At 72.4% G+C, this 16534-nt stretch carries 21 protein-coding genes and 1 pseudogene; 8 read left to right on the forward strand and 14 right to left on the reverse strand.

The annotated features are described in order from the left end of the window. The first annotated feature begins 6 nt into the window (after window positions 1–6). The 3 genes from OOJ91_RS18620 to OOJ91_RS18630 all read left to right on the forward strand — a co-directional run bounded on the left by OOJ91_RS18620 (window position 7) and on the right by OOJ91_RS18630 (window position 2490). Window positions 7–1014 carry a LacI family DNA-binding transcriptional regulator gene (locus OOJ91_RS18620; RefSeq protein WP_266246601.1) on the forward strand — a complete coding sequence of 336 codons (1008 nt, stop codon included), beginning with the start codon at window positions 7–9 and terminating at the stop codon, window positions 1012–1014. Window positions 1015–1178: 164 nt separating this feature from the next. After that, entirely contained in the window at window positions 1179–1592 is a 414-nt protein-coding gene (locus tag OOJ91_RS18625; RefSeq protein WP_266246602.1) for a RidA family protein, read from the forward strand. 1 nt (window position 1593) lies between these two features. Next, entirely contained in the window at window positions 1594–2490 is an 897-nt protein-coding gene (locus OOJ91_RS18630) for a GNAT family N-acetyltransferase (protein ID WP_266246604.1), read from the forward strand. Here the strand turns inward: OOJ91_RS18630 and OOJ91_RS18635 are convergent, their stop codons facing one another. Both OOJ91_RS18635 and OOJ91_RS18640 read right to left on the reverse strand, forming a co-directional pair. Then, the gene (locus OOJ91_RS18635; RefSeq protein WP_266246605.1) at window positions 2491–2628 is read right to left on the reverse strand and encodes a hypothetical protein; all 138 of its coding nucleotides are present in this window, start codon (window positions 2626–2628) and stop codon (window positions 2491–2493) included. A 125-nt stretch (window positions 2629–2753) separates the two neighbouring features. Then, window positions 2754–3020, reverse strand: a complete 267-nt coding sequence (locus OOJ91_RS18640) for a hypothetical protein (protein WP_266246606.1) — start codon at window positions 3018–3020, stop codon at window positions 2754–2756. A gap of 197 nt (window positions 3021–3217) precedes the next feature. Here OOJ91_RS18640 and OOJ91_RS18645 point away from each other — a divergent pair, with 197 nt between their 5' ends. Both OOJ91_RS18645 and OOJ91_RS18650 read left to right on the forward strand, forming a co-directional pair. After that, a complete protein-coding gene (locus OOJ91_RS18645) occupies window positions 3218–3985 on the forward strand; it encodes a DUF5753 domain-containing protein (protein WP_266246607.1) in 768 nt (255 codons plus the stop codon). Next, the gene (locus OOJ91_RS18650; protein ID WP_266246609.1) at window positions 3982–4170 is read left to right on the forward strand and encodes a DUF397 domain-containing protein; all 189 of its coding nucleotides are present in this window, start codon (window positions 3982–3984) and stop codon (window positions 4168–4170) included. The genes OOJ91_RS18645 and OOJ91_RS18650 overlap by 4 nt, the downstream gene beginning before the upstream one ends. A 109-nt stretch (window positions 4171–4279) precedes the next feature. Here the strand turns inward: OOJ91_RS18650 and OOJ91_RS18655 are convergent, their stop codons facing one another. Both OOJ91_RS18655 and OOJ91_RS18660 read right to left on the reverse strand, forming a co-directional pair. Then, window positions 4280–4795 carry an O-acetyl-ADP-ribose deacetylase gene (locus tag OOJ91_RS18655; protein ID WP_266246610.1) on the reverse strand — a complete coding sequence of 172 codons (516 nt, stop codon included), beginning with the start codon at window positions 4793–4795 and terminating at the stop codon, window positions 4280–4282. A gap of 1 nt (window position 4796) precedes the next feature. Continuing rightward, the gene (locus OOJ91_RS18660; RefSeq protein ID WP_266246611.1) at window positions 4797–5588 is read right to left on the reverse strand and encodes an EI24 domain-containing protein; all 792 of its coding nucleotides are present in this window, start codon (window positions 5586–5588) and stop codon (window positions 4797–4799) included. A gap of 81 nt (window positions 5589–5669) precedes the next feature. On the opposite strand from OOJ91_RS18660, the gene OOJ91_RS18665 reads away from it, so the two are divergent. Next, a complete protein-coding gene (locus OOJ91_RS18665) occupies window positions 5670–6653 on the forward strand; it encodes a helix-turn-helix transcriptional regulator (protein WP_266249759.1) in 984 nt (327 codons plus the stop codon). Between the two features lie 37 nt (window positions 6654–6690). On the opposite strand, the gene OOJ91_RS18670 is transcribed toward OOJ91_RS18665, so the two are convergent. The 6 genes and pseudogenes from OOJ91_RS18670 to OOJ91_RS18695 form a co-directional block, all read right to left on the reverse strand. Beyond that, window positions 6691–7605 (reverse strand): SDR family oxidoreductase, encoded by a 915-nt coding sequence (locus tag OOJ91_RS18670; protein ID WP_266246614.1) that lies wholly within the window; start codon window positions 7603–7605, stop codon window positions 6691–6693. Between the two features lie 46 nt (window positions 7606–7651). Then, window positions 7652–8389: an alanyl-tRNA editing protein gene (locus OOJ91_RS18675; protein WP_151488505.1), complete on the reverse strand. Its 738-nt coding sequence runs from the start codon at window positions 8387–8389 to the stop codon at window positions 7652–7654. Window positions 8390–8400: 11 nt separating this feature from the next. Next, window positions 8401–9288 (reverse strand): alpha/beta fold hydrolase, encoded by an 888-nt coding sequence (locus OOJ91_RS18680; protein WP_266246617.1) that lies wholly within the window; start codon window positions 9286–9288, stop codon window positions 8401–8403. Continuing rightward, window positions 9285–9599, reverse strand: coding sequence for a DUF2516 family protein (locus tag OOJ91_RS18685; RefSeq protein ID WP_266246618.1), 315 nt, complete (start codon window positions 9597–9599; stop codon window positions 9285–9287). Before OOJ91_RS18685 ends, OOJ91_RS18680 begins: the two co-directional genes overlap by 4 nt. A 71-nt stretch (window positions 9600–9670) precedes the next feature. After that, on the reverse strand, window positions 9671–10378 hold the full coding sequence (locus OOJ91_RS18690) for a hypothetical protein (RefSeq protein ID WP_266246621.1): 708 nt from the start codon (window positions 10376–10378) through the stop codon (window positions 9671–9673). A 158-nt stretch (window positions 10379–10536) separates the two neighbouring features. Further along, window positions 10537–11028: pseudogene (locus OOJ91_RS18695) on the reverse strand (helix-turn-helix domain-containing protein); the annotation flags it as partial. A gap of 112 nt (window positions 11029–11140) precedes the next feature. On the opposite strand from OOJ91_RS18695, the gene OOJ91_RS18700 reads away from it, so the two are divergent. After that, window positions 11141–11938: an alpha/beta fold hydrolase gene (locus OOJ91_RS18700; RefSeq protein WP_266246625.1), complete on the forward strand. Its 798-nt coding sequence runs from the start codon at window positions 11141–11143 to the stop codon at window positions 11936–11938. Window positions 11939–12135: 197 nt separating this feature from the next. On the opposite strand, the gene OOJ91_RS18705 is transcribed toward OOJ91_RS18700, so the two are convergent. From OOJ91_RS18705 to OOJ91_RS18720, 4 genes are all read right to left on the reverse strand, one after another. Beyond that, a complete protein-coding gene (locus OOJ91_RS18705) occupies window positions 12136–13095 on the reverse strand; it encodes an asparaginase (protein ID WP_266246627.1) in 960 nt (319 codons plus the stop codon). 94 nt (window positions 13096–13189) lie between these two features. Continuing rightward, a complete protein-coding gene (locus tag OOJ91_RS18710) occupies window positions 13190–14017 on the reverse strand; it encodes a 3-keto-5-aminohexanoate cleavage protein (RefSeq protein ID WP_266246628.1) in 828 nt (275 codons plus the stop codon). Window positions 14018–14040: 23 nt separating this feature from the next. Then, window positions 14041–15153, reverse strand: coding sequence for a CAF17-like 4Fe-4S cluster assembly/insertion protein YgfZ (gene ygfZ / locus OOJ91_RS18715; protein WP_266246629.1), 1113 nt, complete (start codon window positions 15151–15153; stop codon window positions 14041–14043). Continuing rightward, entirely contained in the window at window positions 15150–15578 is a 429-nt protein-coding gene (locus tag OOJ91_RS18720; RefSeq protein ID WP_266246631.1) for a Fur family transcriptional regulator, read from the reverse strand. The genes ygfZ and OOJ91_RS18720 overlap by 4 nt, the downstream gene beginning before the upstream one ends. A 67-nt stretch (window positions 15579–15645) precedes the next feature. Here OOJ91_RS18720 and OOJ91_RS18725 point away from each other — a divergent pair, with 67 nt between their 5' ends. Beyond that, a complete protein-coding gene (locus OOJ91_RS18725; protein ID WP_266246632.1) occupies window positions 15646–16524 on the forward strand; it encodes an aminotransferase class IV in 879 nt (292 codons plus the stop codon). The last annotated feature ends 10 nt before the right edge of the window (window positions 16525–16534 follow it).

A 16534-nucleotide genomic window follows, 5' to 3' on the forward strand; every position in this document is an offset into this window, starting at 1 on the left:
GTCGCGATGACGACGGCGCAGCGGCCGACGCTCGAGGCGGTGGCGGCCCGGGCCGGGGTCTCCCGGGCCACCGTCTCCCGGGTCGTCAACGGCTCCACCACCGTCGCCGAGCCCATCCGGGAAGCCGTCAACCGGGCGGTCGCCGAGCTGGGGTACGTGCCCAACCTGGCCGCCCGCAGCCTGGTCACCCAGCGGACCGACTCGATAGCCCTGGTCATGCCGGAGGCGGCCACCCGGGTCTTCTCCGACGACCAGGTCTTCCCCGGCATCATCCGTGGCGTCAGCCAGGAGCTGGAGGCGGCCGACAAGCAACTGGTGCTGATGCTCGCCGGCTCGCCGGCCGGGCATCAGCGGGTCGAGCGGTACACCACGGGTCGCCACGTCGACGGGGTGCTCTTCGCCTCGCTGCACGGCGCCGACCCGCTGCCCGGCACGCTGGCCCGGCTCGGCATCCCCGTGGTGGTAAGCGGCCGGCCGCTCGGCGACGTCCCCGTGCCGTACGTCGACGTGGACCACGTCGGCGGGGTCACCGCCGCCGTGCGACATTTGATCGACGGCGGGCGCCGGCGGATCGCCACCATCGCCGGCCCGCAGGACATGGTCGCCGGGATCGAACGACTGATCGGCTACCGGGAGACGGTCGCCGCCGCCGGGCTGCCCGAGCTGATCGCCGTCGGCGACTTCACCCGGGAGTCCGGTGCGGCGGCGATGGACCGCCTGCTCACCGACCATCCCGACGTGGACGGGGTGTTCGCCGCCTCCGACCTGATGGCACACGCCGCCCTGCGTACCCTGCGCGCGGCCGGTCGGCGGGTGCCGGAGGACGTCGCGGTGATCGGCTTCGACGACATCGAGACCGCCGCCTACACCGAACCGCCGCTGACCACAGTCCGGCAACCGATCGTGGAACTCGGCCGACGGATGACCAAGCAACTGCTCCGTCTCGCCGCCGGCGAAACGATCGAACCGGCCGTCATGCTCCCGACCGAGCTGGTCTTCCGCGCGTCCGCCTGAGGGGTCCGGCTCCCTCCGCGCCAAGATCCGCGCATCTTCAGGGAAATAGTGGCCTCGGGCCGTCCTGAGGCCACTATTTCCCGGAAGTTGTCGCCTCCGACAGAGGTGTGCCCTGCGGCGTTAATGGTTCGCTCGGGCGGGTGATCGTCGTTAGCGTCGCCGGCATGCCGGATCCTGTCGCGTTGCTGCACGTCCCCGCCCTGTCCGACGTCGCCGAGTACGCGTACGCGGCCACCGTCGAGCCGCCCGCCCGGCTGGTCTTCACCGCCGGCGCGTGTCCGCTTGACGCCGAGGGCCGTACCGTCGCGCCCGGCGACCATGTGGCGCAGGCCCGGCAGGTGTTGGCGAACCTGGAGACCGTGCTCGGCGCGGCCGGCGCCCGGCTGACCGACGTCGTCAAGACCACCGTGTACGTGGCGTCGTCCCGGCAGGCGGACCTGGCGACCGTCTGGGAGGTGGTACGGGACTTCTTCGGCGACCACGATCCGCCCAGCACCCTGCTCGGGGTGGCCGTGCTCGGCTACACCGACCAACTCGTCGAGGTCGAGGCCGTCGCCGCCGTACGGACGGGGGCCTGACATGCGTATCCGCGAAGCCCGGCCGGATGACGCCGCAGCCGTGGTGACCCTGCGGGCGATCGTTCACCCGTACCTGGTGCGCGGGGTCGATTCGACCCGCAGGATGATCGCCGAACCGCCGCCCGGGGAGGACTGGACCGCGTTCGTCGCCGACGTGGATGGCCGCGTGGTTGGCTGGGTCTCCGCCGAACGCATCGGGACGACCTCGGCGATGGACGTCGGTGGCATCAACCTGCTGCACGTGCACCCGGAGCACCGGCGGCGGGGCATAGGTACGGCGTTGCTGACCGCCGCCACCGACTACCTTCGCCCGCTGGGAATCCGCCGGGTGCGTGCCATGGCACAGCCGGACGCGCTGCCGTTCGCCCGGCACCACGGGTACGAGCCCAGTCGGGAGGTGCGTTACTCGGCGCTCGACCTGGATCCGGCGCCGGCGCTGCCCGAGTCGCCCCCGGGCGTACGGCTGCGCCCGATCGCTGACCTGGACCCACACCTGCTGTACGTGGCGGACGTGGCCTCGGCGGCCGACGAACCGGGCGACGTGCCTGTCGACGCGAAGAGCTACGAGAGCTGGCAGTACGACGTGTGGGACAACCTCGGGCTGGACAAGGCAGCCAGCACCGCAGTCGAGGTCGACGGCGCGGTGGTCGCCTTCAGCCTCGTGAAGCGCGACGGGGACCGGATGTGGTCGGACTACACCGGCTCCATCCCCGCGTACCGGGGTCGCGGGCTGGCTCGGCTGGCCAAGACGGCGGCGCTGCACCGGGCCGCCGCCACCGGCGTCCGGGTCGCGTACACGTCGAACGACGAGGCGAACGCACCGATGCTCGCGATCAACGCCCGGCTGGGCTACCGGCCGGTGGTGTCCCAGTGGTCCTGCCTGGCCGAGCTGACCTGATCAGTCAGCTTGGTTGTCGCCGCGCGGGCGCGTCCACTCCAGGAACCGCGCGACGTACACCGCGGGGTCCGGCCGCAGGCCCAGCTTCAGCGCGTCGGCGAACGCCTCCCGCGCGAGAGTGGTCAACATGAGCAGCATCCCGACTCGGTCGTTGCGCCAGCGGGACAACAGCGACAGCCGCGCCGCAGAACACGGCCAGTGGACGCCGCAGCGGGTACAGCGCCAGTGCGGCAGGCCGGCGTGATGCGGGCGGGGTCGCGGGCTCATCGGGCGTACGCGGGCTCGCGGGCCGGCGCGTAAGCGTCCAGCAGTTGCACGCCTTCGCGCCGCACGTAAAGCTCCCGCCGGGCGACCGCGTCACCGCGTGCGCCCAGCTCGTACGCGTCGAGCCACACCCACCCGTCGTAGGTGTCCCACTCCAACTCGCGGATGACCCGCACAGTTATCGGGCGCAGGAACTGCACGCTCGCGGTGGCCGACAGGCGTAGCAGGTCGCCGGCCCGGAACGTCGGTCCTGGTGCTGCGGGCATGTCTCCCCCTCGGGTGGGTCGGGAGGGGCCGCCCCTGAGTGCTCGCCCACGGGACGGCCCCCGGGCTGACACCGCCGCCGGGCTACGCCTCCACCAGCGATGCCGCTCACCTGACACCATCGCGAAGAGTTATGGGATCAGTACACGACGTTGGTTTATTCTCCAGGGACGTTCGTGACGTCCACCATGGAGGCGGGATGAATCACGCTCTTCAGGCGGCGATGATCGAAGCCGGCGAGACAGCCGAAAGCTTGGCAGCTCAGACAGGTGTTGATCCCAAGACTGCCGCACGGTGGATAAGCCCAGGACGTGTACCGCAGCCACGTCGGCGCGCGATACTGGCGTCTCTCCTCGGCCGGGACGTTGGGGACCTATGGCCCGATGTCCTGAAGCGACGTGAGCCGCACTGGCTGCGGGCATGGGTCGACTGGGAGCGGGAATCAGTCGCAATTCGTTGGTTCGAGCACACCTGGATACCGGGCCTGTTGCAGACGGAGGCGTACGCGCGGGCCACGCTCGCGGGTGAAGCATTGACGGCGAACGAGGTTGACGACGTCGTCGCGTCTCGCATCGACCGGCAAACCATCCTTCGTCGTGAGCGTCCGCCGCTGCTGGTTGCTGTCGTGCACGAGCTGGTGCTGCATCAGTCGGCGTACGGCGACAGGTCACTCATGCGCGAACAGTGCGATCACCTCGCCAAGTGCGCGGAGTTGCCCGCGGTTCAAATACTGGTCGTGCCCCGGGACGTCGGGATGTATCCCGGTCTCGGAGGCGGATTCATCGTTGCCGAGCTGCCTAGCGGCGAGCACGTGGCACACGTCGACAGCCAGGCCCGCGCGCAGATCGTCAATGAGGCTGCGGACGTTGCTACGCTCAATCGCAGATGGGAGCGCATCAGGAGCGAGGCCCTGTCCCGTCTCCAGTCCCTAGACCTGATCAGGAAAGCAGCGGGATCATGGACATGACCGGCGCACACTGGCGTAAGAGCACGAAGAGCGGCAACAACGGCGGTTCCTGTGTCGAGGTTGCCGACAACCTGCCGGGCGTCGTCCTCGTCCGGGACACCAAGGACCGTGCTGGCGGCACCCTCCGGTTCGACCGTCACACCTGGCAGGGCTTCGTCGAGATGGTGAAGACCACCGCCCTCTGACCAGCCGATTCTACAAAGACCCTCGGGTGAACTCGGGGGTCTTTAGTTGATGCTCACCAGTTCTTCGAAGCCGCGCCGAACTGGTGAGCATCAAGTGATCAAGCAGGCCCTACGAGAAGTCGAATACCTCGCGCGCTGTGGCGTGGGTGTCGGCGCCGAACAGGACCAGGTGGGCCTCGGTGACGGCGGCCGGCGCGGCCGCGCGGAGCACGGACAGCGCCTGGCGTACCGCGTCGTCGACAGGCCACCCGTAGATGCCGGCGGAGATCAACGGGAACGCAACTGTCGTCGCGCCCAGGTCGTCGGCCACCCGGAGGCTGTTGGCGTAGCAGTCGCGCAGCAACGTCGACCGGTCCTCGGTGGCCGACCAGACCGGGCCGACCGTGTGGATCACCCAGCGGGCCGGTAGCTTCCCGGCAGTCGTCGCCACCGCCTGGCCGGTGGGCAGGCCCCGGCCATAGTGGGACGCCCGCAGCGCCCGACACTCGGCGAGGATCGCCGGGCCGCCGCGCCTGTGGATCGCACCGTCCACACCGCCACCACCCAGCAGCGACGAGTTCGCGGCGTTCACGACGGCGTCGACCTGCTGGGCGGTGATGTCGCCCTCGACCAGGGTGATCTCCACGTCAGCTCTCCTCGATCGGCTGGCCGAGCGATCTGCGGGCCAGCAGGGTGGCGCCGGCGACCGCGGCCGGCATGATCAGCACCGCGCCGAGCGGAATGAGGAAACACAGGAAGACCGCCACCCCGAAGCCGAGCGCCATGGGTCGGTCCGCCTTGAGGATCGTCCGGCGCTGTGGCAGCCGCATCCCACGCCTGTAGAACGGCGCTCCGACCAGCTCCACCGCCAGGAACCAGCCGCCCACCGCCGCGCCGATCACCGGGACGACAGTCTGACCGACCACCGGGATGAAGCCGGCGACGAAGAGTGGGATGCCGACGAGCGCCGTGAGGGCCAGCAGGCGTACCGAGTCGGCGAGACTGCGGCGCATCGACGACCAGAACGGCACGTCCACGGCGTCCGGGGTGCCACCGAGCCGTTCCTCGACCCGCTCGGAGATCTTCTCGTAGAACGGATCACCGATGACCAGGGTGACCGCGGTGAACCCGAGGACACCGAGCAGGCCACCGAGCCCCAGGAAGGCCAGGCCGGCGACGACGCGGACCAGGCTGCGGGCGCTGCTCGACCAGTCATCGGCGAACGGGGTGACAAGCGCGGCGAGGTCGTCCACGAAGTACACAAGGGCGGCGAGCGCGGCCACGAAGAGCGCACCGGAGATCACCGCCGGTATCAGGCCGAGCAACATCAGCTTGGGGCTGCGGACGTAGAGGCCCAGCCCGCGCAGGAGCAGCCTGACCCCGAGGAAGAAGCGTCCGACGACCCCGGTCACCGGACTGGCGATTCTGCTGGCGTCCACGATCGAGCAGCCTAACGACAGGTGATCGAAACCGCCGGGCAGCGCGCCCCGGAGGTGAGCGGCACCGGGCAGGATGGGCGGGTGCGCGCGTCCCGGCTGATCTCCCTGCTGCTGCTGTTGCAGTCGCGCGGGTCGATGACCGCGGGCGAGCTGGCGCGCGAGCTGGAGGTCTCCGAGCGGACCGTCTACCGGGACGTGCTGGCGCTGTCCGCGGCCGGGGTGCCTGTGTACGCCGACCGGGGCCGCGCCGGTGGCTACCGGTTGATCGGCGGCTACCGGACCCGGCTGACCGGGCTCACCCGCGACGAGGCGGAGGCCCTGTTCCTCGCCGGGCTGCCCGGCCCGGCCGGCGACATGGGCCTGGCCGACGCGGTGGCCGCCGCCGAGTTGAAGGTGCTCGCCGCGCTGCCGCCGGCGCTCCGCGACGCGCCGGTCCGCGCGGGGCAACGGTTCCACCTGGACGTGCCGGGCTGGTTCCGGGAGACGCCGCCACCGCCGTGGCTGGCCGAGCTGGCGCGGGCGGTCTGGGGAGACCGGGTGGCGCGGCTGCGGTACCGGCGCGGCGCCGACGAGGTGACCCGCCAGGTGCAGCCGTACGGGCTGGTGCTCAAGAACGGGGTCTGGTATCTGGTCGGCCGGGTCGGCGACGACACGCGCACCTACCGGGTGGACCGGGTGACCGGGGTCGAGGTGGGCGAGGAGCACTTCGAGCGGAACGAGGGCTTCGACCTCGCCGGGCACTGGCGGGACCAGGCCGGGACGTTCCTGCGCACCATGCTGCGGGCCGAGGTGAGCGTCCGGCTCAGCCCCGCCGGCCTGCGCCAGCTCCGGCATCTGGTCGATGCCCCGCACGTGTACGACGAGGTCGTCGCCACCGCGGGCGAGCCCGACGAGCAGGGCTGGGTGGCGTCCCGACTGCGCGTCGAGTCGGTCGACGTCGCGTACGCCCAGTTGCTGGCGCTGGGCCCCGAGGTGGAGGTGCTCGACCCGCCGGAGCTGCGCGCACGGCTGGCGGACGCGGCACGCCGGGCCGCCGCGCGCTACGACGGCCCGGCCCTGCCGTGACACCGGCCCGCCGGCCCTCAGCCCGCCGGCCGACGGGTCAGCGGTAGCCGGTGACGTCGGCGGGCTTGCCGGCGTCGACCACCTCGACGATGTAGCGGAACGCCTCCGGTTGGCTGCCGTCCACATCGGTGAAGCCGTACACCTTCGACAGCGTGCCGGCGTCGACGGACCGGCCGTTCCAGCGGGCCCTGTCCTCGTCGGCGGCGAGCGCGGCCACCGCGCGGCCGACGAAGGCCGGGGTCTCCGAGATGAGGAAGTTCGGGTCGGTGGCGGCCCCGTCGCGCCAGGTCTCCTCGGTCACGCCGAAGTGCTCCAGCATCGACTCGGAGCGGATCCAGCCGGGCGTGAGCGCCACGGCCGTGCCACCGTGCGGCTTCAGTTCGTGCGCCTGCGTGAAGGCGAGTCGGTTGACCGAGACCTTGGCAAGGTCGTAGAAGACCGAGAGGCGGTAGTTCTCGTCGTTGTACGCCTTGGTGCCGTCACCGATCTCCACGACCAGGCCACCGGGCTGACGGATCAGCAGCGGCAGGGCGAAGTGGCTGGTGATGATGTGCGTGTCGACGGCCAGCCGCAGGGTCCGGAAACCCGCCTCCAGCGGCTGCTCCCAGACCGGCTTGTCCCAGGTCACCAGGGGGTCACCACCCCAGATGTCGTTGACCAGCACGTCGAGTCGGCCCTGTTCCGCCTCGATCCGGGCGACCAGGTCACGGACCTGTTCGGGCACCAGGTGGTCGACACGCACGGCGATGCCGGTGCCGCCGGCCTCGGTGACCAGCTCGGCGGTCTCCTCGATGGTCTCCGGCCGGTCCATCTCCGAACGGCCGGAGCGGCTGCTCCGACCGGTGGCGTACACGGTGGCGCCTGCGGCACCCAACTGGACCGCGATCTGTCGACCGGCGCCCCGCGTGGCGCCGGCGACGAGCGCGATCTTTCCTGCGAGCGGTTGTGTCATGCCTGCGAGGCTGTCAGCGATACCTGACAACCGCCGTCCGAATTTGTCAGTCGACAAGTCTGACGCGCACCCGGCGGTTGGCCCGACCCTTGCTCTCCACCTTGACCACCTGCACCTTGCCGATCTGGGCGGTGGACGCGACATGGGTGCCGCCGTCGGCCTGCACGTCCAGGCCGACGATGTCGACGATCCGGACCTCCTGCTCGTCCGGCGGAATGAGGTTGGACTGGGTGCGGATGATGTCCGGAAGGGCCAGCGCCTCGGTGCGCGGCAGCACCCGGGTGGCGACCGAACGGTCGGCTGCGACCTCCGCGTTGACCAGCTCCTCGATGCGGCTCTTGAAGTCCGGGGGCACCTCGGGAAGGTTGAAATCCATCCGCGCCTCGCCCGGTTCCATCGAGTTGCCCGTCACGAGCGCGCCGAAGTCGCGGAACACCACACCGCAGAGCACGTGCAGCCCCGAGTGCGTACGCATCAGACGGGTGCGGCGCTCGTCCTCCACCGCGCCGACGACCTCGGTGCCGACCGGCGGCAGCGGGTCACCCTCGGCGGGGATCAGGTACGGGTCGTCGCCCTTGCGGGTGCCCACGATCCGGGTCTGCACGCCCTGCCAGAGCAGCACGCCGTGATCCGGCGGTTGGCCGCCGCCGCCCGGGTAGAACGCCGAGCGGTCCAGCACGATGCCCTGCTCCGGGTCGGCGTGCAGGACCGTGCAGGTCCACTCGCGCAGGGTCGGGTCGGCGAGGTCCAGCCGGTGCGTCCGGCCATGTTGTGTGACGCCCATGACAGGGCAGATTACTCGTTGAGAAAGCCGGAGATGCGCTCCCGCAGGTCGGCGCGTTCCGACCAGAGCACCCCCGGCCGGTCGTACACGTGCAGGGTGGCCTGGGGCAGCGCGGCGGCGAGCTGCTCGGCGACCTCGACCGGGTGCAGGTCGTCGCCCGCGCAGCCGATCACCAGGGCCGGCGCGGTGACCGCCGCCAGGACTGACGCGTCGCGCAGCGGCGCCTGCTCCGGAAGCGTGGCCAGGCCGTCGGCGAGACCGTCGCGGAGCAGCTGGTCGAGCCGCTGCCGCAGGTACGCCCACCCGGCAGGCGTGTTGCGGACCGCCGCCGGCAGCTCCAGCGAGACGACGTCGGCGACCGCCGAGGCCTCTCCGCTCTCGACGGCGTCCAGCAGGGCGGTGATGCGGTCGTGGGCGACCGGGCCGCGTGGCTGGTCCAGGACCGCCGGCAGGAAGAACACCAGCTTCTCGAAGCGCTCCGGGCTCTCGGCGAGCAGGCTGCACAGTGCGCCCGCGCCGAGGCTCGCCCCGAACGCCCGGCTGGCGCCGCCGAGATCCGCGATGGCCCGCAGGTCCCGCGCGAGGTCGAGGTAGGTCCACGGGCCGGCCGGTGCATCCGAGCGGCCGTGACCCCGGAACTGGAAGAACACCCGGCGACCGGTCACCCCACTGCCGAACGGGCGTGTGGTGGCGATCCCGTTGCCCAGCCCGTGCGCGAACACGGTGACCGGGTCACCGATGCCGGTGACCAGGCGTTCCAACTGCACGCCGTGCGGGGTGGCGACCAGGTCGGTCTCCGGCTCCGGCAGAGCGGGCCGGCCGGTACGCGGCCCACCCGGGCCCGGCCCCCAGGTGCGGGGACCGCTGTCGGGCGGAGGCGGCCAGCGAAAACCTCTCACCAGAACCCTTTGCCGTCACTGAGGTCGCGGAGACCGACCCGGACGTCGAGCAGATAGATGAGCGCGGCGGCGATGCCGATCAGTCCGAAGAGGCTGATCGGACCACGGCTGAGCAGGATCAGCACGAGGCAGACCGCCAGGATGGCGATCCAGCCGCCCTTGGGCAGCGTGCCGATGGCGGCGAATGCGTCGGAGCGCTGCGTGATGGCGTGCACCAGCGCGACACCCTGGATGATCAGCGCGAAGACGAGCAGGATCAGCTCGATCACGTAACGGACTTCGAACGCGAAGATCGGCGCGGCGTTGGCCATGCCGGCAAGTTTATGTCGACGACCCCGACTACGTCCGGCAAGGACGCCGCCGGGATCGTCGACACGCCGAACTACTCGGCCGCCGGGCGGGTCCGCTTGGTGGCCCGGGGCAGCTTCGCCGACGGGGTCTCGGCCGGCGTGGCGGCCTTCGCCCGAGCGGCCTTCTTGACGGCGGCCGGCTTGGCCTCGGCGATCTCGGCCACCTCGGCCGGACTCGGCACCTCCGTCGGGGCGGCCGTCGTCGGGGCCGTCGTCGCGACGGGGGCAGCCTGGGTGGCCTCGATGTCGGCGTTCACCGTCTCGGCGGCCTCCAGCACGCCGGCGCCGACGACCCGCTCGCCACGGGCCACCAGCGCGCCGTACGCGGCGAACGCCCGCTCCTGCGCGGCCTGGGCGCCGGCGACCACGACTGCGGCGTTGCGGGTCGCGGCGGCCCGCAGCTTGTCGATGTCGGCGACCTCGCGGAGCTTGGCGAGGTCGGCGACCTCGCGGAGCCTGGCCAGGTCTGCCGACTCGCGCAGCTTGGTCAGGTCCAGCTCGGCCTGCGCGCGGCCACGCAGGGTGCCGGCGGTCTCGTTTGCGGTACGCAGCGTCTCGGTGGCCTTCTGGCGTAGCTCGAAGCCGGTCAGCACGGCCCGACCGCCCAGGTCGGCGACGACCCGGGTGCCGTGCACACCGACGGCCGCGGGCAGCTTGCGCAACTGCTCGAGGGCCAGCTCGGCGGCACCGGCGGCGGCGTAGATCGGGGCGGGGATGCGGTTGGTCTTCGGCTCGGTCATGACGTCTCCTCCTCGGCCGCCTCGGCGGCCTTCCGGACCGCCGGTCCGGCGGCCTTCTTCTCGGGGGTGCTGGTGCTGCTCTTCGCGGGGGTGCTGGTGCTGCTCGGGGCGGGGGCGGCGCCCGCCTCGGTGACGGCTACCGACTCGAGCACGGCCTCGGTCGGAGTGCCGCCCGCGGTGGTCGGGCCGGTGGCGGCGAGGTTGGCCACGTCGGCCGGCTCGTCGGCGACGTCGGTCGGGGTGGTCGCGCCCTCGGCGGCCGGGCTCCCGGTGGCCGTGCCCTCGGCGGCGGCCTGGGCCTCGGAGAGCCGGGCGTTCTCCCGGCGGAACGTCTCGTAGATCTGGCTGAGCGACTGCTTCTGGGCCATCGTGAGGTCGGGGTCCACCGCGATGGCGGCGAGCACGCCGTGGCCCTCCTTGTCGTCGAGCAGCCCGGCCCGCAGGTACATCGCCGGGGTCGAGACCCGCAGCGCGCTGGCCAGTTGCTGGAGCACCTCGGCGCTGGGCTTGCGCAGCCCGCGCTCGATCTGGCTGAGGTACGGGTTGCTGACCCCCGCCTGCTCGGCGAGCTGCCGCAGCGAGATCTTGGCGTTACGCCGTAGATCGCGGATGAACCCGCCGACATCGGGAAGGTCCTTGGGTGTGGCCATGGCCCCGACGCTAGTGCGACCTGCTAGCTCCTGCAAGCGAAATGCTAGCCATAGTTAGCAAGGTCTCAGCATCCCGTTTGCGCGCCGCTCGCCGGATCCGTACGGTCCGTTGGTGCACAAGATCGCAGTCAACGGAGCACTTCTCGCGTACGACGAGGCCGGCACCGGTTCGCCAGTCGTGCTGCTGCACGCCGGCATCGCGGACCGGCGGATGTGGCGGGGCGTCGTGCCCGCGCTCGCCGCCCGGCACCGGGTGATCGTCCCGGACCTGCGCGGATACGGAGACTCCGGGCTGCCGCCGACACCGTTCGCGCACCACGACGACGTGGCCGGCCTGCTGGACGCCCTCGACCTGCCCCGGGCCGCACTGGTCGGCTGCTCCTTCGGCGGGTCGGTCGCCGTCGACACCGCGCTCGCGCATCCGGACCGGGTGAGCGCGCTCGCCCTCTTCGACACGGCGGTCTCCGGCAACGAGTGGTCCGACGAGGCCAACGACCTCTGGGACGACCTGGTCGGCGAGGTCGACCCGGACGACTTCGTCGCCGGAGCGGCCGGCGAGGTGCGGTTCTGGGTGGTCGGGCCGGGCCGCGAGCCCGCCGACGTCGACCCCGAACTGCTGGCGTTCGCGCAGGAGATGGACCAGCGCGCCCTTGCCGCCGAGCTGGCGCTGGGCGCGGTGGAGGTGGGCGAGCTGACCCCTCCGGCGATCGGCCGCCTCGGCGAGCTGCGGGTGCCGGTCCTGGTCACCGCCGGCGCCGCCGACGTACCGGACATCAGCCGGCTCGCCGACCGGATCGCCGCCGAGGTTCCCCACGCGACACGGCTGCCCGACGTGCCGGACGCCGCGCACCTGCTGCCGCTGGAACGCCCCGAACCTGTCAGCGCCGCGCTGTTGAACTTCCTGAGCTGAGCGCGGCCCCGCGCCTTCGCGCCGCTGACGGGTGACTGTCGCCCCGACGAGCGCTATACCTCAGAGTCATATTCATACCTGTGAGGTATAGCGCTCGACCAGTCATCGGCCGCCGGCCAGGCGGGCGGCGGGCCAGACGGGCGGCGGGCCAGACGGGCGGCGGGCCAGACGGGCGGCGGGCCAGGCGGCCGGCGGGGTCACCAGAGCGGGCGGACCGCCCCGACCGGAAGGCCACCGCCGAAGAGCGGCACCTCGGCGTACTCGGTCAGCACCGGGGCGTCCACGCCGAGCCGGCGCAGCGCGGAGACCAGCACCGGCATCCGGGCCCGGTCGGCCCCATCGTCGATCTTCAGGGCCACCGCGCCGACGCCCGGCAGTCCCACCGCGAACACGCCCTCGGCGCCGACCTTGGCCAGCAGGCCCGGAACACCGCGCATCAGCCGGGTGTCGTCGGCCTGGGTGCCACCGACGATCTCCGGGTGGCCGCGCATCGCGTCGGCCACCGCGCGGGGCGACGAGCCGGGCTCGGCGTCGACCAACCGGAGGTACGCCCTGGCCAGGCCGGTCAGCGACACCGCGAGCACCGGAGCGCCGCAGCCGTCCACTCCCACAGCCGCTGCCTGCTCGCCGGTGAACTCCTCGATGGCGGCGCGCAACCCCTGCTGCAACGGGTGCTCCGGCCGCCAGTAGCCGTCCCGCGGCCAACCGGCGGCCTCGCAGGTCAGCAGCATTCCGCTGTGCTTGCCGGAGCAGTTCATCTGCACCCGGCTCGGCCCGCCCCCGGCCCGCAGCACCGCCTCCCGGGCCGCCGCGCCCGCCGGCAGGTCGGGCGGGCAGTGCAGCGCCGAGGCGTCCAGCCCGGCCCGGTCGAGGAGCGCGCCGACCCGGGCCAGGTGGAAGTCCTCCCCCGCGTGGCTTGCCGAGACCAACGCCAGGTCGGCTGGGTCGGTGAGCATCAGGCCGGCGCGGAGCATCCCGATCGCCTGCATCGGCTTGCTGGCCGAGCGCGGAAAGATCGGCGCGGTCACGTCACCGGCGGTCGCCAGCGGCTCCCCGGCGGCGTCCAGCACCACCACCGAGCCACGGTGGCCGCCCTCCACGAAACCGGACCGGACCACCTCGGCGAGCGGCACGCCGCCCTCGTACGTCTTCGTCACGCGCTGGACGGTACCGACGGTCCGGGGGTGCTCGACGGCGGGGTGACCAGCGGGTCCACCGCCCGGGTGACAGGAGCGCGCAACCGACCCGGCCTTACAACCCGAGCAACTCGCGGGCCTCGCTTGTGGTCAGCGGCGGTCGCTGGGCGAGTTGCGCGAAGCCGACCGCGCGGGCGACCAACTGCATGTTGGACTCGACCGGGCGGCCCTTGGCGTACGTCACCGTGTCCTCCATGCCGACCCGCAGGTGCCCGCCTGTCGACAGCGAGGCCAACAGCACCGGGATCGTGCTGCGGCCGATGCCGGTGGCCGAGAAGGTGGTGCCCGCGGGCAGGTCCGCCAGCATCCGATGGGCGGCGACAAGCGTCTCGGTGGTGCCCGGCATGCCGCCCGGCACCCCCATCACGAAGTCGACGTGCACGTGCCCGCCCGCCGGCAGGCCGTACTTGCCCAGCAGCCGCTGCAACGCGGACAGGTGGCCGAGGTCGAAGATCTCGTACTCCGGCACGATGCCGCGCTCCTGCATCCGGGTGTGCAGGTCGACGATGAACTCCCAGCGGTTGAGGAAGACGTCGTCGCCGAAGTTGACGGTGCCCATGGTGCAGGAGGCCATGTCCGGACCCGCGTTCAGCACGGCCAGCCGGGACGCCTCCGGGTCGGTCACCGCGCCGCCGGAGGAGAGCTGCACGATCAGGTCGGTGCTCTCCCGCAGTGCCGCCACCGTCTCGGCCAGTCGGGCCGGGTCGAGGGTCGGCCGCGCCGCGTCGTCGCGGATGTGGACGTGGATCACGGCGGCGCCGAGCGCCTCGCACTCCTTGGCGGTGAGCAGCAGCTCGTCCAGGGTCACCGGCAGCGCCGGCACCTCCGCCTTGGCCGACTCCGCGCCGGTCGGCGCCACCGTGATCAACGTCCCTGTCGTCATGCCGGCGATCCTAGACGCCACGTTCAGGACGGGTCGATCGCCGCCGCGGTCTCGCCGATCAGCAGCGCGGCGTCGTCCGGGACGTTCCGCTTCAGGACCGCGAGGGCGACCTGACCCAGTTCGTGGTGCAGCACGGCGGTGCCCACGAAGCCCACCGCCCGGCCGTCGAGGGTCACAGGCGTACCGGCGGCCGGCGGCTGGTCGGTGGTCACCCCGTCCAGGTGCAGCAGTACGAGGCGACGCGGCGGACGGCCCATGTTGTGCACGCGGGCCACCGTCTCCTGACCCCGGTAACAGCCCTTGTCCAGGTGCACCGCCGGGCCGATGAGGTCCACCTCGGCCGGGATCGTCCGGTGGTCGGTGTCCACCCCGACCCGGGGCTGCCGGGCGGCGACCCGGATCGCCTCGTACGCCCAGAGGCCGGCGGCCGGCACGCCCGCGCCGCGCAGCTCCGCCACCACCTGCTCCATCGCCGAACGGGGGACCAGCAGGTCCACCCCGAGGACGCCACGTCGCGCCCAGCCGCCCATGGGCAGCGGTCGGACGTCGTACCGGATGCCCGCTCGGGGCGGCACGGCCCCGGCGGCGAACTTCGGACCCGGCACCGGGACCAGGTCCGGTGCGGCCAGCCCGGTCACGCCCAGCGTGCCCAGCGCCTCCGTCGCCGCCGGCCCGACAAGCGACAACAGCGCCCGCTCGGCTGTCGCGTCGCGCGGCTCGACCCTGCTGAAGAACCGCATCTTCTCCAGGTACGACAGCAGACCCTCGGTCGCGCCCGGCTCGGTGTCCAACCAGGTGGTCTCGCCGTCCTCGGCGACCAGGGCGTGCTGCTCGACGTGCCCGTGCGGGGAGAGCACCAGCAGCTCGGTGCCCTCGCCGGCGGCCAGCGTCGACAGGTGCTGCGAGGTGATCGTGTGCAGCCAGCCGGCGCGTTCCTCGCCGGGCACCGCGATGATCCCCCGGTGCGACCTGTCGACCAGGCCGACCTCGGTGTCCAGGGTGCGCTGCTCCCGCAGCGGGTCGCCGTAGTGCGCGGCCACCCCCCGCACCCCGGCCGCGACGTGCGCCGGGTCCGGCTGGTCGCGGCTGGCCTCGTCGATGCTCTCGACGGCCACCGCGCCCGCGATGTCGATCATTTGTGATCCCCGTTCTCGCAGCGGTCGCAGACACCGAAGAGTGACACGTGCCCGATGTCCACCCGGAAACCCCGCTGCGCTGCCAACTGCTCGGCGAGCGGGCGGAGCAGCTCCGGATCGATCTCGTCGATCGCGCCGCACTCCCGGCAGACCAGGTGAACGTGTTGGTGCTCACCCGCCGCGTGGTAGGTCGGCGAACCGTGCGAGAGGTGGGTGTGGGTCACCAGGCCGAGCCGTTCCAGCAGCTCCAGCGTGCGGTAGATGGTGGTGATGTTGACGCCGGCGGCGACCTCCCGGACGGCGGTGTGCACCTGCTCCGGGGTGGCGTGGCCCAGATCGAGCACAGCCTGGAGGACGAGCTGCCGCTGGGCCGTCAGCCGCAGCCCACGGGCCCGGAGCATTTCCGCGAGGGAGGATTCGGACACCGTCCGATCATAGTTCGGCAGCCGTGACTGCCCCGCCGCGCGACTGCCGTCGCTACCCTCGACCCTCATGGCGACGTCCTTCACCGACCCGGACCCGGTCGGCCCGACCACGCGGATCGCCGTACTCGGACACGGCCCGGTCCCCGCCGCCGAGCCCGTGGTACGCGGCGACGACCGTGGCGTCCTGCACGGCGACGGGCTCTTCGAGAGCATGCACCTGCGCCAGGGCCGGCCGTGGCTGCGCGACGAGCACCTGGCCCGGCTGGCCGCGTCGGCAGCCGCCATCGAGTTGGCCCTGCCCGACGCCGCCGCGCTCACCGACCTGCTCGACACGGTCTGCGCCGACTGGCCGGCGCGTGTCGAGGGAGCGCTGCGGTTGGTCTGCACGCGGGGCCCGGAGGGCGGCGGGCCGACGGTCTACGCCACGCTGAGCGAGGTGCCGGTGGCGGCGCGGGGGGCGCGACGGGACGGGATCAGCGTCGCGACCCTGCCGCTGGGGGTGCCCGCCACCGCCCGCGCCGAGGTGACCTGGCTGCCCACCGGGATCAAGTCCACCTCGTACGCCGTCAACAGCGCCGCCCGCCGCTGGGCGCGCGGCAACGGGGTGGACGACGTGCTCTGGGTCTCCTCCGACGGGTACGCCCTGGAGGGACCCACGGCCAACGTGGTGTGGCTCACCGGGGACACGCTCCGTACGGTGCCGCCCGCCAGCACCGGCATCCTGCCCGGAACGACAGTCGCCTGGCTGCTCGCCCACGTCGGCGAGCTGGGCCTGAGCGCCGCCGAACGGATGGTCACGCCGGCCGAGCTGCACGCCGCCGACGGGGTGTGGTTCGCCTCGTCGGTGCGTGGGCTCACCGAGGTGCACACGCTGGACGGGGTGCGCCGGGACCGCTGCCCGCGGACTCCCGCCCTGCACGCGCTGCTGGGTTTCCCCGTCGACTGACCGTCAGCCG

Origin of the sequence: Micromonospora lupini (genome assembly GCF_026342015.1) — a bacterium.
GTDB classification, from domain to species: domain Bacteria; phylum Actinomycetota; class Actinomycetes; order Mycobacteriales; family Micromonosporaceae; genus Micromonospora; species Micromonospora lupini_B.

Bases quoted from the DNA above. Each gene is read 5' to 3' on its own strand.
- OOJ91_RS18620 (WP_266246601.1), top strand. From the start codon at position 7: ATGACGACGGCGCAGCGGCCGACGCTCGAGGCGGTGGCGGCCCGGGCC.
- OOJ91_RS18625 (WP_266246602.1), top strand. From the start codon at position 1,179: ATGCCGGATCCTGTCGCGTTGCTGCACGTCCCCGCCCTGTCCGACGTC.
- OOJ91_RS18630 (WP_266246604.1), top strand. From the start codon at position 1,594: ATGCGTATCCGCGAAGCCCGGCCGGATGACGCCGCAGCCGTGGTGACC.
- OOJ91_RS18635 (WP_266246605.1), bottom strand. From the start codon at position 2,628: ATGCTGCTCATGTTGACCACTCTCGCGCGGGAGGCGTTCGCCGACGCG.
- OOJ91_RS18640 (WP_266246606.1), bottom strand. From the start codon at position 3,020: ATGCCCGCAGCACCAGGACCGACGTTCCGGGCCGGCGACCTGCTACGC.
- OOJ91_RS18645 (WP_266246607.1), top strand. From the start codon at position 3,218: ATGAATCACGCTCTTCAGGCGGCGATGATCGAAGCCGGCGAGACAGCC.
- OOJ91_RS18650 (WP_266246609.1), top strand. From the start codon at position 3,982: ATGACCGGCGCACACTGGCGTAAGAGCACGAAGAGCGGCAACAACGGC.
- OOJ91_RS18670 (WP_266246614.1), bottom strand. From the start codon at position 7,605: ATGACACAACCGCTCGCAGGAAAGATCGCGCTCGTCGCCGGCGCCACG.
- OOJ91_RS18675 (WP_151488505.1), bottom strand. From the start codon at position 8,389: ATGGGCGTCACACAACATGGCCGGACGCACCGGCTGGACCTCGCCGAC.
- OOJ91_RS18685 (WP_266246618.1), bottom strand. From the start codon at position 9,599: ATGGCCAACGCCGCGCCGATCTTCGCGTTCGAAGTCCGTTACGTGATC.
- OOJ91_RS18690 (WP_266246621.1), bottom strand. From the start codon at position 10,378: ATGACCGAGCCGAAGACCAACCGCATCCCCGCCCCGATCTACGCCGCC.
- OOJ91_RS18710 (WP_266246628.1), bottom strand. From the start codon at position 14,017: ATGACGACAGGGACGTTGATCACGGTGGCGCCGACCGGCGCGGAGTCG.
- ygfZ (WP_266246629.1), bottom strand. From the start codon at position 15,153: ATGATCGACATCGCGGGCGCGGTGGCCGTCGAGAGCATCGACGAGGCC.
- OOJ91_RS18725 (WP_266246632.1), top strand. From the start codon at position 15,646: ATGGCGACGTCCTTCACCGACCCGGACCCGGTCGGCCCGACCACGCGG.